This is a genomic window from Micromonospora sp. (assembly GCF_048594385.1).
GTDB lineage: Bacteria > Actinomycetota > Actinomycetes > Mycobacteriales > Micromonosporaceae > Micromonospora > Micromonospora wenchangensis.
Genome location: NZ_JBMDWU010000150.1, coordinates 17985 through 32610, shown reverse-complemented (window position 1 = coordinate 32610; position 14626 = coordinate 17985). Strand labels below are relative to the sequence as shown.

Annotated in this window: 11 protein-coding genes; 8 read left to right on the top strand and 3 right to left on the bottom strand. The window is 74.4% G+C overall.

Translation table 11 applies throughout. The features are described from left to right. Window positions 1–410: 410 nt before the first annotated feature. Complete coding sequence (locus tag ACOJTC_RS07650; protein WP_420116308.1) at window positions 411–1457, bottom strand: DUF4192 domain-containing protein; 1047 nt, start codon at window positions 1455–1457, stop codon at window positions 411–413. Between the two features lie 153 nt (window positions 1458–1610). Here ACOJTC_RS07650 and ACOJTC_RS07645 point away from each other — a divergent pair, with 153 nt between their 5' ends. The 5 genes from ACOJTC_RS07645 to ACOJTC_RS07625 all read left to right on the top strand — a co-directional run bounded on the left by ACOJTC_RS07645 (window position 1611) and on the right by ACOJTC_RS07625 (window position 8360). Then, window positions 1611–2525 (top strand): fructosamine kinase family protein, encoded by a 915-nt coding sequence (locus ACOJTC_RS07645; RefSeq protein ID WP_420116307.1) that lies wholly within the window; start codon window positions 1611–1613, stop codon window positions 2523–2525. After that, window positions 2522–3535 (top strand): GTP 3',8-cyclase MoaA, encoded by a 1014-nt coding sequence (gene moaA / locus ACOJTC_RS07640; RefSeq protein WP_420116306.1) that lies wholly within the window; start codon window positions 2522–2524, stop codon window positions 3533–3535. The genes ACOJTC_RS07645 and moaA overlap by 4 nt, the downstream gene beginning before the upstream one ends. Window position 3536: 1 nt before the next feature. Further along, on the top strand, window positions 3537–3782 hold the full coding sequence (locus tag ACOJTC_RS07635; protein WP_088643614.1) for a MoaD/ThiS family protein: 246 nt from the start codon (window positions 3537–3539) through the stop codon (window positions 3780–3782). A 12-nt stretch (window positions 3783–3794) separates the two neighbouring features. Continuing rightward, window positions 3795–5042, top strand: a complete 1248-nt coding sequence (locus tag ACOJTC_RS07630; protein ID WP_420116305.1) for a metallophosphoesterase — start codon at window positions 3795–3797, stop codon at window positions 5040–5042. 126 nt (window positions 5043–5168) lie between these two features. Next, the gene (locus ACOJTC_RS07625; RefSeq protein WP_420116304.1) at window positions 5169–8360 is read left to right on the top strand and encodes a UvrD-helicase domain-containing protein; all 3192 of its coding nucleotides are present in this window, start codon (window positions 5169–5171) and stop codon (window positions 8358–8360) included. A 106-nt stretch (window positions 8361–8466) separates the two neighbouring features. Here the strand turns inward: ACOJTC_RS07625 and ACOJTC_RS07620 are convergent, their stop codons facing one another. Then, window positions 8467–9147: a prepilin peptidase gene (locus ACOJTC_RS07620; RefSeq protein ID WP_420116303.1), complete on the bottom strand. Its 681-nt coding sequence runs from the start codon at window positions 9145–9147 to the stop codon at window positions 8467–8469. 97 nt (window positions 9148–9244) lie between these two features. Continuing rightward, on the bottom strand, window positions 9245–10219 hold the full coding sequence (locus ACOJTC_RS07615) for an EamA family transporter (protein WP_420116302.1): 975 nt from the start codon (window positions 10217–10219) through the stop codon (window positions 9245–9247). A 76-nt stretch (window positions 10220–10295) separates the two neighbouring features. On the opposite strand from ACOJTC_RS07615, the gene ACOJTC_RS07610 reads away from it, so the two are divergent. The 3 genes from ACOJTC_RS07610 to ACOJTC_RS07600 all read left to right on the top strand — a co-directional run bounded on the left by ACOJTC_RS07610 (window position 10296) and on the right by ACOJTC_RS07600 (window position 14623). Next, window positions 10296–10964 (top strand): LppU/SCO3897 family protein, encoded by a 669-nt coding sequence (locus ACOJTC_RS07610; RefSeq protein WP_420116301.1) that lies wholly within the window; start codon window positions 10296–10298, stop codon window positions 10962–10964. A gap of 1819 nt (window positions 10965–12783) precedes the next feature. Continuing rightward, on the top strand, window positions 12784–13230 hold the full coding sequence (locus ACOJTC_RS07605; protein ID WP_363650337.1) for an LppU/SCO3897 family protein: 447 nt from the start codon (window positions 12784–12786) through the stop codon (window positions 13228–13230). A gap of 148 nt (window positions 13231–13378) precedes the next feature. Then, window positions 13379–14623, top strand: coding sequence for an AAA family ATPase (locus ACOJTC_RS07600; RefSeq protein WP_420116300.1), 1245 nt, complete (start codon window positions 13379–13381; stop codon window positions 14621–14623). The last annotated feature ends 3 nt before the right edge of the window (window positions 14624–14626 follow it).

Here is a 14626-nt window from a genome sequence, read left to right as displayed (position 1 = left end):
CGCCTGACCGACCTGCCCGGTGACATGCCTGCCCCGAGATCCGGGGCAGGCATCTCGCGTCAGGGAACGACCCGGCATACCACCTCTGAACTGCCCGACCCGGTCGGTGGAGAGGACGGGGCGGCTGTCACTCCGACCAGTTGTCGACCGTCTCCGCTCCAACACCATGCCACTGACAGCCGTATTCCTGTCAGGCATAAATATGACTGCCAGTCATATTTCTCTTCGAGACCACCTAGCCCCGACCACCCTCACCGACAGTGACCCCGCTACCGGCCGGGCCATCGAGGCCGGCGGGCCGCCGAGATCAGCAGGCCGACGGGGCCGGCAGGGGCCGACGGGGCCAGCAGGGCCCGCCCGAGTCAGCAGGGTCGCCAGGTCAGGGAACCGCCAGGTCAGGGGCCGGCTGGTCAGCGGGGGCGGCGGGGCCGGCGACGGCGGCGGCGCAGCACCTCCGGCTCGGTCACGGCCGGCCACCCGTCCAGGTCGGACGGCGGCACCCCACGCCGCAGCAGATCGTCGAGGAGCCGGGCGAGGGTGTAGTCGGGGCGGACGGTCAGCGCCCGCTCCAGGGCCACGGCGGCGAGCGCGCCCTGGCCGGCCCGCCACGCGGCGAAGGCGAGCAGGCAGGCGGGGGCGGGGACCAACTCCTCCTCGGCACGGCGCAGCACCTCACCCCAGAAGGCGATGTCCTCCTCCCGGCCGTCGGTGCGTTCCCACGCGTGGTCGCGTACCGGCAGGTGGGTCAGGAGCAGGGTCAGCCAGGCCACCTCGTCGTCGGCGAGCCGGTCGCCGCGCCGGTGCCGGCGTTGCGCCTGGCGTACCGCTGTGGTGCCGGCCCTGCTGATGGCCCGCTCGCCGGACTCGTCGGTGGCCGGGGCCGCCTCCAGCAGGCCCAGTAGGCGGCGTTCGGCCCGGTCACCGGCCCGGCGCAGGGCGACCGGGTCGACGCCCCCGGCAGGGGCGACCTGCGCGGCGAGTGCCGCCCGGTCGGGGAGCGCCACCTGACCGGCGTAGACCGCGGCGGCGGCGACCTGGCTGGCGTCCGGGTCGTACGGGGTGCCGTCGGGTGGGCAGCAGTCCGGCGCTTCGCAGAGGTAGGACCAGTAGCGGCGACCGGTCACCCGCAGCGCGTCGAGCACGGGCAGGCCGAGGTCGACCAGCGCCGACCGGACGGCGTCCACCGCCGGGGTGACCCGTTCGGGCGGGCCGAAGCCGATGACGGTGGTGGATTCGGCGTCCTGCCGGCCGATCACGTCGCCGAGATGTCGCGCCGGCAGGGCCGGGTCGGTGCCCGGTCCGGGCAGGTCGGCGCGGGCGGCGAAGACGATCCGCCGGCCCCACATCGCCACCACCACGATGCTGTCGACGGGGTGGAAGCCGATCAGGTACGGCACGGCGGTGATCAGGTCGGCGGGTGAGCGGACGGTGAGCCGGGGGCGGTCGGTCGCGTTCATGTCCGGCAGCCTGCGGCGGGCGGCCACAGCGCCGACAGTCCCTGGGGACGACACACGGGTTATCCACAGATACGGAGAGTATTTGCCCAGGTCACCGCGATTCCGGAGGTTGTGCGCCCCACCGGGGTCGGTCCGAGCGGCTACCTTGCGCTCATGGACCTGGCGTACCTGCGGGCGCACCCGGAGCACCTGCCCACCTTCCTGACCCACCAGCGCATCCGGGAGACCCCGGTGGCGGGCGGGGACAGCTGCGTGGCCTCCCGGTTGACCCTGGACGACGGCCACTCGGTCTTCACCAAGACCTGGCCGGAGCGGGCCGGTCGACCCGTACCGGCGGGCTTCTTCGACACCGAGGCCGCCGGGCTGCGCTGGCTGCGGGAGGCCGGCGCGGTGGCCGTGCCGGAGGTGGTGGTGGCGCTGCCGGAGCTGTTGGCGCTCGACTGGGTCGACCCCGGCGAGCCGACGCCCGGGGCGGCCGAGCGGTTCGGCCGGGAGCTGGCCGGCACGCACCGGGCCGGCGCGGACCGGTTCGGGGCGGCGTGGCCCGGGTTCATCGGCACCCTCACGCAGGACAACACCCCCGACGACGGGCCCTGGCCGGACTGGTTCGCCAGGCGACGGCTCCTGCCGTACCTGCGGATGTCGGTCGACGGTGGCGCCCTCGACGGCCCGGACGCCGCGCTGGTCGAGCAGGTGGTGACGCGGATCGGCGAGTTCGGCGGCGACGAGCCCTCGGCCCGGCTGCACGGCGACCTGTGGCCGGGCAACCTGCTCTGGGGCGCGGACGGGCGGGTGTGGCTGGTCGACCCGGCGGCGCACGGCGGGCACCGGGAGACCGACCTGGCCCAGCTCGCGCTGTTCGGTGGCCCGCCGCACCACGACCGGATCATGGCCGGCTACCGGGAGGCGTGGCCGCTGGCCGACGGGTGGCGGGAACGGGTGCCACTGCACCAGCTGCACCTGCTGCTCGTGCACACCGCCCTGTTCGGCGGTGCGTACCGCGATGCGGTCGTCGGTGCCGCCCGAGCGGCGCTGCGGGGTGTCGGCCGCGCTACGGTCGACGGATGACCGCCGCCCCGACGACCGCCGGCGTCCTCGTCGACCGGTACGGCCGGATCGCCCGGGACCTACGCGTGTCGCTGACCGACAAGTGCAACCTGCGCTGCACCTACTGCATGCCCGCCGAAGGGCTGCCCTGGCTGGCCGGGCCGCAACTGCTCACCGACGCGGAGATCGTGCGGCTGGTCCGGGTCGCGGTGCAGCGGCTGGGGGTGACCGAGGTTCGGTTCACCGGGGGCGAGCCGCTGATCCGGCCGGGGCTGGTCGGCATCGTCGCCGCCGTGGCCGCGCTCACCCCCCGCCCCCGGATCTCGGTGACCACCAACGGGCTCGGCCTGGACCGGCTCGCCCCGGCGCTGCGCGAGGCCGGGCTGGACCGGGTGAACGTGTCGCTGGACACCCTCGATGCGGCCCGGTTCGCCGCGTTGACCCGGCGGGACCGGCTCGGCGACGTGCTCGCCGGGTTGGCCGGCGCCGCCGCCGCCGGGCTCGCCCCGGTGAAGGTCAACGCGGTGCTGATGCGCGGGGTCAACGACGACGAGGCACCGGCGCTGCTGCGGTTCGCCCTCGACCATGGCTACGCGCTGCGGTTCATCGAGCAGATGCCGTTGGACGCCCAGCACGGCTGGAACCGGGCCACCATGGTCACCGCCGACGAGATCCTGACGTCACTGGCCGCCGAGTTCGCCCTCACCCCCGACCCGGCGCACCGGGGCGCCGCACCAGCCGAAACCTGGCTGGTCGGCGGCGGGCCGGCGCGGGTGGGCGTGATCGGCACGGTGACCCGGCCGTTCTGCGGCGACTGCGACCGGACCCGGCTCACCGCCGACGGTCAGCTCCGCAACTGCCTGTTCGCCACCGAGGAGTCCGACCTGCGTGGCGCGCTGCGGGCCGGCGCGGACGACGCCGACATCGCCCGCCGCTGGCAGGCCGCCACGATGGTCAAACGGGCCGGGCACGGCATCGACGACCCGACGTTCCTGCAACCCGTCCGGCCCATGTCGGCGATCGGAGGCTGAGGTGGACCTCACCGTCCGGTACTTCGCCGGGGCGCGGGCCGCCGCCGGCCGCAGCGAGGAGACCGCATCCGCCGGCCGGCCGCTCGACGAACTGCTCGGTGAACTCGCACACCGGCACGGCCCCCGGCTGGCCGCGGTGCTCCAGGTGGCGAGTTTCCTGGTCGACGGCGTGGCCTGCCATGATCGTCAGACACCGTTGCCGGCCGGGGCCACGATCGACGTGCTGCCCCCCTTCGCGGGCGGCTGAGGAAGGGCTGCCGTGTTGGCGATTCTGGGGTTCGTGGGCACGATCGGCCTGATCACCGGCCTGATCCACTTCTACCTGTGGAAGCGGCTGGTCAAGGACACCACCGGGCCGGGCCGGTGGCGGCGGGTCGGCACGGTCGTCGCGCTGGTGCTGGCGGTGCTCGTCCCCGCGACGATGGCGGGCACCCAGATCGCCGGGGCGTTCTGGCTGGCCTGGCCCGGTTACCTCTGGCTCGCGGTGATGTTCTACCTGCTGATCGTGCTGTTGGTGCTGGAGGTGCCGATGGCGGTGGCCCGGCTGGTGCTGCGTCGTCGCAGCGCCGCCGCCGAGGCGACCACCGCCGCCCCGGAACCGGCGCTGGTCGGCGCGGCCGGCAGCGCGGACCCGCCGGCCGCCGAGGCGGTGGACCGCCCCGACCACGACGAGTCCCGGCGGTTGCTGCTCGCCCGAGGGGCCGCCATCTTCGCCGGGCTCACCGCCGCCGGCATCACCGGGTACGGGGTCCGCACCGCGGTGGGTCCGCCACAGCTCGACCGGGTACGCATCCCGCTGACGAAGCTCCCCCGCAGCATGGACGGGCTGCGCATCGCCACCGTGTCCGACATCCACCTCGGCCCGTTGCGCGGGCGGGCGCACACCGAGCGGATCGTCGCCATGATCAACCGACTGGACGCCGATCTGGTCGCGGTCGTCGGTGACCTCGTCGACGGCTCGGTCGCCGAGTTGGGCGAGGCCGCCGAACCGCTGCGTGACCTGCGTTCCCGCTACGGCAGCTTCTTCGTCACCGGCAACCACGAGTACTACTCCGGGGTCGAGGAGTGGGTGGCCGAGGTCGACCGGCTCGGCCTGCGGGTGCTCCAGAACGAGCGGCAGGAGATCCGGGCCCGGGGCGGGGTGCTCGACCTGGCCGGGATCAACGACGTCACCGCCGACGGTACCGGCGTCGCCGGCCCTGCCGACTTCACCGCCGCGCTCGGCGGCCGGGACGTCAGCCGCCCGGTGGTGCTGCTCGCCCACCAGCCGATCGCCGTGCACGAGGCGGCGAAGTTCGGCGTCGACCTGCAACTGTCCGGGCACACCCACGGTGGGCAGCTCGCGCCGTTCAACCTGGCCGTCAAGCTTCAGCAGCCGGTGGTCTCCGGCCTCGGTGAGGTCGACGGCACCAAGGTCTACGTCACCAACGGGGCCGGTTTCTGGGGCCCTCCGGTCCGTGTGGGCGCACCGCCGCAGGTGACCCTGGTCGAGCTACGCGCCCCGTGACCTGCCTGGATGGCGGACGGTCCCGCTCATACCGCGTCCGACGGGTGGAGTCCAGCACCGGATTGCTCTCCTCACGCGTACGCGTGGCGGCGGGCGGGTAGTGGACCGGTCGTGACAGGATGCGGCGTGCCTCCGTTCAGCGCCGCTCCCCCTGGTGGCGTCCCGCCGTTCGTCGCGGACCTGCACATCCACTCGAAGTACTCCCGCGCGTGCAGCCGCGATCTCACCCTGCCCAACCTCGGTTGGTGGGCCCGACGCAAGGGCATCGGGGTGCTCGGCACCGGGGACTTCACCCATCCCGCCTGGTACGACCACCTGCGGGAGACCCTGCAACCGGCCGAGCCCGGCCTGTACCGGCTCGGCCCGGAGGCCGAGGCGGACATCGCCCGGCGACTGCCGCCCCGGCTGGCCGACGCGGCGGAGGCGGACCCGGTCCGGTTCATGCTGAGCGTGGAGATCTCCACGATCTACAAGCGGGACGACCGGACCCGCAAGGTGCACCACCTGATCTACCTGCCCGACCTGGACGCGGTGGCCCGGTTCAACACCGCGCTGGGCCGGATCGGCAACCTCGGTTCGGACGGCCGGCCGATCCTCGGCCTGGACTCCCGGGATCTGCTGGAGATCACCCTGGAGGCCAGCCCGGACGGTTACCTGGTGCCGGCGCACATCTGGACGCCGTGGTTCTCCGCGCTCGGCTCGAAGTCCGGCTTCGACGCGATCGCCGACTGCTACGCCGACCTGGCCGAGCACGTCTTCGCGGTGGAGACCGGGCTCTCCTCCGACCCGGCGATGAACTGGCGGGTCGGCAGCCTGGACCGCTACCGGCTGGTCTCCAACTCCGACGCGCACTCCCCGCCGGCCCTGGCCCGGGAGGCCACCGTCTTCTCGTCGGCGCGCGACTACTTCGCCATCCGCGACGCGCTGCGGACCGGTGACGGGCTGGCCGGGACGATCGAGTTCTTCCCCGAGGAGGGCAAGTACCACGCCGACGGGCACCGGCTCTGCGGCGTCAACTGGTCGCCGGAGCGGACCCGGGCGGCCGGCGGACGCTGCCCGGAGTGCGGCAAACCGCTGACCGTGGGGGTGCTCAGCCGGGTCGAGGAGCTGGCCGACCGGCCGGACGGGCACCGCCCGGAGCACGCCCGCGAGGTGACCCACCTGGTGCCGCTGGCCGAGATCCTCGGTGAGATCAACAAGGTGGGGCCCCGGTCCAAGAAGGTCGAGGGGAAGCTCAACGAGCTGGTCGCCGCGCTCGGCCCGGAGCTGGAGATCCTCACCCGTACCCCGGTCGACGAGATCGGCCGGGTGGGCGGGGAACTGCTCGCCGAGGGCATCGGCCGGTTGCGCCGGGGCGACGTGCGCCGGGTCCCCGGCTTCGACGGCGAGTACGGCGTGATCACCCTCTTCGACCCCGCCGAGCTGGGCGGGGCCGCCGGAGCGGGGCAGGAGACGCTGTTCGACGTACCGGTGCCGGCGCAGCGCAGGCCGACGGAGCCGGCGGCGAAACCGAAGGCCAAGCGGCCGGCGGCGGCGAAGGCCGAGCCGAAGCCGAAGCCCGCGCCGACCCCGCCGCCACCGATCGCCTCGACCCCCTCGCCGCACGAGCCGTTCGAACCGATGCTCGCCGGGATGGAGGAGGTCGGCACCGGCCTGCTCGACCGGCTGGACGCGATGCAGCGGGTGGCCGCCTCCGCGCCCGGCGGCCCGCTGCTGATCGTGGCCGGGCCGGGCACCGGCAAGACCCGCACGCTGACCCACCGGATCGCCTACCTCTGCGCCGAGCTGAACGTCTTCCCCGAGCAGTGCCTGGCGATCACCTTCACCCGGCGGGCCGCCGAGGAGCTGCGGCACCGGCTCGACGGGCTGCTCGGCCCGGTCGCCGAGGACGTCACCGTCGGCACCTTCCACTCGCTCGGGCTGACCATCCTGCGGGAGAACGCCGCCGCGGCCGGCCTGCCGGAGGGCTTCCGGATCGCCGACGACGCCGAACGTGCCGCCGCCCGGACGGAGGCCGGCGACGACCAGGCCCGCTACACCGCGCTGCTGCGCAAGCAGGACCTGGTCGACCTGGACGAGCTGCTGACCCTGCCGGTCGCGCTGCTCAAGGGCGACAAGAAGCTGGTCCGGGACTACCGGGAACGCTGGCGGTGGATCTTCGTCGACGAGTACCAGGACGTCGACGCCGTGCAGTACGACCTGCTGCGGCTGCTCAGCCCCGCCGACGGCAACCTCTGCGCGATCGGCGACCCGGACCAGGCGATCTACTCGTTCCGGGGTGCCGACGTCGGCTACTTCCTGCGCTTCTCCGAGGACTTCACCGACGCCCGGCTGGTCCGGCTCAACCGCAACTACCGATCGTCGGCACCGATCCTGGCCGCCGCCGTCCAGGCCATCGCGCCGTCGTCGCTGGTCCGGGGCCGCCGGCTCGACCCGGCCCGGCTCGACCCGGAGGCCCCGCTGGTCGGCCGCTACCCGGCGGCGTCCGTCGCCGACGAGGCCGACTTCGTGGTACGCACCGTCGACGACCTGGTCGGCGGCCTCTCCCACCGGTCGTTGGACTCCGGACGCATCGACGGCCGGTCCACCAGCCTGTCCTTCTCCGACATCGCGGTGCTCTACCGTACCGACGCGCAGGCCGCCCCGATCGTGGACGCCCTGGCCAGGGCCAACATCCCGGTGCAGAAGCGGTCGCACGACCGGCTCCGGGACCGGCCCGGCGTCCTCGCGATCGCCCGGGAACTGCGGCACGCCGACGGCTCCACCGGCGGGCTGCCAGCCCGGGTCCGGGCCGCCGGTCAGGTGCTCGCCGAACGGTTCGCCGCCCCCACCCTGGACGCCGCCGGCACCGTACGCCCCGAGGACGTGCGGGCCGCCGTCGACCTGCTCGCCCCGCTGGCCCGACGCTGCGGCGACGACCTGGAACTCTTCCTCTCCCAGCTCGCCACCGGGGCCGAGGTGGACGCGTTGGACCCGCGCGCCGAGGCGGTCACCCTGCTCACCCTGCACGCCGCGAAGGGGCTGGAGTTCCCGGTGGTCTTCATGGTCGGCGTCGAGGACGGTCTGTTGCCGCTGCGCTGGCCCGGCTCGGCACCCGACGACGACGCGATCGCCGAGGAGCGGCGGCTCTTCTTCGTCGGGCTGACCCGCGCGCAGGACCGCCTCTACGTCAGCCATGCCGCCCGCCGGGTCCGGCACGGAACGGAACGCGACTGCCGACCGTCGCCGTTCCTGGACGTGGTCGACCCTGGTCTGTTCGAACGGTTCGGCGAGGCCGAGCCACGCCGCCCCAAGGACCGTCAGCTCCGCCTGATCTGACCGTCGACCGGCCTACGGGGTCGAGGTAGCGGTATCCGCCCGCGCTGATACCGCTCGATGCGTGACGTTGCTGCCCGCCGGGCCGCCCGCTCACCCGGCGGGCCGGTCAGGCGAGGAGGACGGCGAGCCAGACGCCGGTGAGCAGGGCCGGGCCGAACGGCAGGGCGGTGTCCCGGCGTACCCGGCCGGCGACCAGCAGCGCCAGCACCAGCACCCCGTTGAGCAGGTGCGGCAGCAGCAGACCGAGCCAGAGTGGGGGCCAGCCCAGCCAGCCCAACGGCAGGCCGAGCACCGCCGCCAGTTTCACGTCACCGAAGCCGAGCCGGGACCGGGGCAGCAGCGCCAGCACCACGTACAGGAGGAAGGAGAGCGCGGCACCGGCCAGCGCGAGCGCCAGACGGCCGGGAGTGCCGGCGGCGACGGCGGCCACGGTCAGTGCGGTGCCGCCGCCGAGCGCTGCCGCACCGACCAGCGGGTCGGGCAGGCGGAGGCTGGTCAGATCCACCACCGCCAGCACCACCCCCACCGCCGCCACCAGCAGGAACGCCGGCAGTGCCGGCTCCGGGCCACGCACGGCGGCCAACCCGCCGCAGACCACCGCCCCCACCACGACCGGAGGCGCGCCGTGCCCGGGTTCCCCGGCCGGTGGGGGAGCGGCCTGCCCGGCCCGCGACGGTCGCAGCGGCGCGGACGGTGGGAAGGCGCGGGCGACGCGGGGTGCGGCGAGGCCCGCCAGCGCACCGAGCGCCGCCGCCGCAGTCACCAGGCCGATCGACGCCCCGGTCATCGTGGCTCCCGGCGGCCGGTCGCCGGGCTACGCACGGCCGGCGACAGACCGGGCAGCGGGCTCGGGGTCGGCGGGCCGAGGGGCACGGCCGTCGACGTTACCGGCGGGACGGCTCCGGGACCGCCCCCTCGACCACCGGTCGGCGGGGCCGCTCGGTGGTCACCACCAGCGCCACACCTGCCACGATCACCGCACCGCCGAGCAGCACCTGACCGGTCACCGGCTCGGCGACCAGCAGCGCGCCGAGCGCCACCGCCACCACCGGATTGACGTACGCGTAGGTGGCGGCCAGCGAGATGGGGGCGTTCGCCAGCAACCAGACGTACGCGGTGAAGGCCACCAGCGACCCGGCCACCAGCAGATACGTCAGCGCCAGCCAGGACCGGGTGGTCACCTGCCCCGGGGAGAACCCGCGCAGCTCGCCCCGGGCCAGCGACAGCACGGACAGGGCCACCGCCCCGGCGACCATCTCGTAGACGGTGGCGACGAACGGATCGGCGGGCATCCGCAGCCGGTTGGACAGGAACGACCCCACCGACCAGCAGACCGCCCCCGCGACCACGGTCAACGCCCCGACCAGCGGCACCGCACCGGACCCGCCCCGGGGGAGCACCAGCAGCACCAGCCCGAGGAAGCCCAGCGTCACCCCGGCGAACGTCCACCCCGGCGGGCGGTCCCCGGTGACCGTACGGAGCAGGACCACCAGCAGCGGAACGGTCGCCACCAGCAGCGCGGCGATCCCCGACGGTACCGCCACCCCGGACGGACCGGACTCGGCGAGCACCACCAGTCCGTTGCCTCCGGCCAGGAGCAGCACCCCGACCAGCGCGGCGGAACCGAGCTGCCGGCGGTCGACCCGCAGCGCGCCCCTGCCGCGTCGCAGCCGCAGCACGACCGCCAGCACCAGCGCGGCACCGCCGAACCGGACGGCGGCCGACCCGAGCGGCGGCATCGACTCCACCACGACCCGGATACCGAGGTACGTGGAACCCCACAGCACGTAGACGAGAATCAGTGCCGTCCAGATCAGGGCTGGCCGGGCGGGTGTCGCGGCCGAGGGAGATGAGGTCATCGCAGGACCACGCTACGGTGACCACGTCGGTGGCGTCTTCCGGATAACCGGCATCTCGGCACGCGGGAGGACGGGCATGGCGAACTACGGACCACCGGGGGGTTCCCCGGAACCGTGGGGTGGGCGACGCCCGGACGACCGCTGGAGCCGTCCCGCACCGGAGCAGCCCCCGGCCGTGCCGTCCCAGCCGTCCGGGCAACCGTCGTACGACCCCTCGTACCGGCAGCCGGAGGCGTACGGTTCGACGGATCCGTACGCGGTCAGCGGGCCGGCGGCGTACCCGGACGCTCCGACGCCGGGGCGCGGTCGTGGGCCGCTGGTCGCGGTGCTGGTCGTGCTCGCGGTGCTGGTCGTCGGCGGTGGCATCCTGTGGTACCTGCTGGGTGACGACGACGGATCACCGTCGACGACCGGGGCCGTCCTGCCGACGACACCCGTCGAGCCGGACGGGGCGAACTCCGCTCCGGCAGCCACCACTGCCGCCCCCGCCTCGTCGGCCGACCCCCGGTTCGTCAAGGCGGGCCAGTGCGTCCGCAACGAGGGCCCGGCCGGTGGCAAGCCCAAACTGCTGATCACCGCGTGCGCTCCGAAGACCTATGAGGTGCTCCGCCGTTTCGACGGAGCGACCAGTGGTGAAAGGGACGCCGAGGCGAAGTGCGGCGTGGTGGAGGGCTACACCAACTGGTACTTCTTCGACAGCGAGCTGGACACCCTCGACTTCGTCCTCTGCCTGAAGCAGCGCTGAGCCCACCCCTGGAGAGAGATTGTCAACCTTCGGCCCACCCGACTCCGGCCGTCCCGACAAGGAACACCGGCCCACGGCTTCCGAGTCCGAGCCACCCACCGAGCCCTTCGACTCCGAGCCGCCCACCGCGCCGATCTCCCCGGAACCAGCGACGGAACCCATCGACCGGTCCGACCCCGAGCCGCCGACCGCCCCGCTCTCCCCGGAACCAGCAACGGAACCGATCGACCGGTCCGAGCCGGAGCCGCCGACCGCACCCCTCGCCCGGTCCGAGTCCGCGACCGGGGGAGTCCCGTCTGACGCGGACGCGCCGACGGCGTCGATCCCGGCGGAGCCGGACGATGCGCCGACGGCTCCCCTCGCCCACGACCAGGACGAGGCCCCCACCGCGCCGACCACCCCGGTCCCGTCGACCGCCGACGAGACGCCGACCGCACCGATCTCGTCGCCTCCCCCGCACCCGGCCGACGAACCGCCGACCGCACCCGTCGCGGCCGACCTCGACGACCAGCCGACCGCGCTCATCACGGGCGACTCCAGCGAGCAGCCGACCGTGCCTCTGTCCGCAGGGCCGGCGGGGCACGTCCCGACCGCCCAGGACGACGAGCCGACCGTTGTGTCGACCGGACCGGTCGCCGGCTCGGCGGGCGAACCAGACACCGCCCCGGTCGAGGCGGCGACCGAGCCGCTCCGGGCACAGGACCCGGAGCCACCGACCGTGCCCGTGTCACGGGAGGCGGACGAGCCGGCCACGGCACCCGTCCCGGCGGTGGAGGAACCCCCGACCTCCCCGCTGGCCGCGTCCCCGCCGGAACCGCCGACCGCACCGATCTACGCCACCGCAGCGGAACCGCCGACCACGGCGATGCCGGCAACCCCACCGGAGCCCCCCACCGCGCCCCTCTCCGCCACCGCGCCGGAGCCGGCAACCACGCCGATCTACGCCGCCGCACCGGAACCGCCGACCGCACCCCTCTCCGCCGCCGCACCGGAGCCGCCGACCGCGCCGATGTCGGCAACCCCGCCGGAGCCACCGACCGCACCGATCTGGTCCGGTACGGACGACGCACCGACCACGGCGCTGCGCAGCGAGCCGCCGACGGCCCCCGTGACCGGTGATGCGGAAACCACCGCGATCGCCACGTCACCGGAACCGCCGACCACCCGACTGCCGGTGTCGGGAGCGGCCCAGCCGGCCCCGCCACCACCGGCCGGCGGCTACTCCCCGACCACGCAGATGCCCGCGTCGACCGGCGGGTACTCCCCGACCACGCAGATGCCGGCGTCGGAGGCCCCGCAGCCCCCACCCACGTCGGGAGCGGGGTACCCGCCACCGCCCACGTCAGGGGCGGGCTACCCGCCGCCTCCCACCTCGGGGGCCGGTTACCCGCCGCCGCCGACCTCGGGGGCGGGTTACCCGCCGCCGGACACGTATCTGCCGCCGACGGGTCAGCCGGCGGCGTCCACTGAGGCCGGTTACCCGCCGCCGGGGCCGTTCCCGCCCGCCGGGCCGACAGCAGCGCCGGCAGCGGGCGCGTTCGCCGCACCGGCGTCGCCCCCACCGACCGGCTACCCCGGCCAGTCGGTACCACCGCCGTCCTCCGGATTCCCCGGAGCCGCCGCACCCACATCCGGCTACCCCGGCCAGGCCGCACCACCGCCGTCCTCCGGATTTCCCGGAGCCGCCGCCCCCACGTCCGGCTATCCCGGTCAGGCTGCGCCCGGCTTCCCGGGACAGCAGCCGCCGGGCTTCCCGGGGCAGCCCGGGCCGGGGTATCCGCCCCCGCCACCGGCGAAGGGGCGGGGCGGCCGGATCGCACTGATCCTCGGGCTGGTGGTGGTCCTGCTGCTCTGCGCGTGCCTCGGGGTGGGCGGCTGGTTCTTCCTGGCCGCAAAGGACGGCGACGAGCCGGCGACCCCGACGGGCAGCTCCGCCACTCCCACCGAGAACGGGCCAACGCAGGCCACCCCGACGGACGCGCCGGAGCCGACCGGGGAACCGACGACGGCCGAGCCGACCCCCACGCCGACCAGGGCGGCACAGATCGTCCGGGGCGACTGCGTGGTCAACGACGGTACGGCCAGCGACGCCGAGCTGCGCAAGGTGCCGTGCGGCCCGAACACCTACGAGGTGCTGCTGCGCATTCCCGCGTCCACGAACGGGGAGCGGTGCCGGTCGTTGGCGCCGGAGTCGAACGCCAACTACGTGCACGACAACTCGGTCGACCTCTTCGACTACGTGCTCTGCCTGCGCAAACGCAGCTGAACAGGAAAGTATGGGGCTGTCTAGCGTGGATGCTAGACAGCCCCATACTCGTGTCGAGAGCCGTGGCCGGGGCGGGTCGGCGACACGCCGGTAGCCCCGTCTACGCATCTCTAGTCCGCAGGCTAGAGCGCCCGATACTGTGCGATGCGTGGATCCGGTCCGCAACCCGTACGCCCCGGGCGCCGGTCAGCGCCCGCCCGAACTCGCCGGGCGGGGGCGGGAGCTGGACGTCTTCGACGTGGTGCTGGAACGGATCGCCCGGGGTCGCCCCGAACGCAGCCTGATGCTCACCGGCCTGCGGGGCGTCGGCAAGACGGTGCTGCTCAACACCCTGCGCTCGCAGGCGATCAACCAGCTCTGGGGCACCGGCAAGATCGAGGCCCGGCCGGACCAGTCGCTGCGCCGGCCGATCGCCGCCGCCCTGCACATGGCGGTTCGCGAACTGGCCCCCCGGCACCGCGCACCGGACCGGATCGACGCCTTCCTCGGCGTACTCAAGGCGTTCGCGCAGCGCAGCGTGCCCACCACCGGGCGGGCCGGTGCGGCCCCCCGGCTGCGCGACAGGTGGCAGCCCGGCATCGACGTGCCGGCCAGCAGCGGCCGGGCCGACTCCGGTGACATCGAGATCGACCTGGTGGAGCTGCTCACCGACGCGGCGGCGGTCGCCGGCGACGTGGGCACCGGCATCGCCGTCTTCATCGACGAGATGCAGGATCTCGGCGCGGAGGACATCTCGGCGCTCTGCGCCGCCTGCCACGAGCTGTCGCAGCTCGGCGCGCCGCTGATCGTGGTGGGCGCGGGTCTGCCGCACCTGCCGGCGGTGCTCAGCGCCGCCAAGTCGTACTCGGAGCGGCTGTTCCGCTACCTGCGGATCGACCGGCTGGACCGGATCGCCGCCGACCAGGCACTGTGCGCGCCGGCCGAGCGGGAGCAGGTGGAGTACGAGCAGAAGGCCCTCGACCTGCTCTACGAGTCGTCCGGCGGCTACCCGTACTTCGTGCAGGCGTACGGGAAGGCGACCTGGGACCACGCGCCCCGCTCCCCGATCACCGACGCGGACGTGCGGGTCGCCGCCCCGGAGGCGGAGGCGGAGCTGGCGGTCGGCTTCTTCGGTTCCCGGTTCGAGCGGGCCACCCCTGCCGAACGCGAGTACATGCGGGCGATGGCCACCCTGTCCCAGGTGGCCGGGGAGGCCGACGGCGGTGGTCGGGACGACATGGACGCGGCGGTGCCGACGGCCGAGATCGCCCGTGCGTTGGGCCGTAAGCCGGCGAGCCTCTCCCCGGCCCGGGACGCGCTGATCAAGAAGGGGCTGATCTACTCCGGGGAGCGCGGCACGGTCGCCTTCACCGTCCCGCACTTCGGCCGCTATCTGCGCACCCAGCCGGCCTGAACG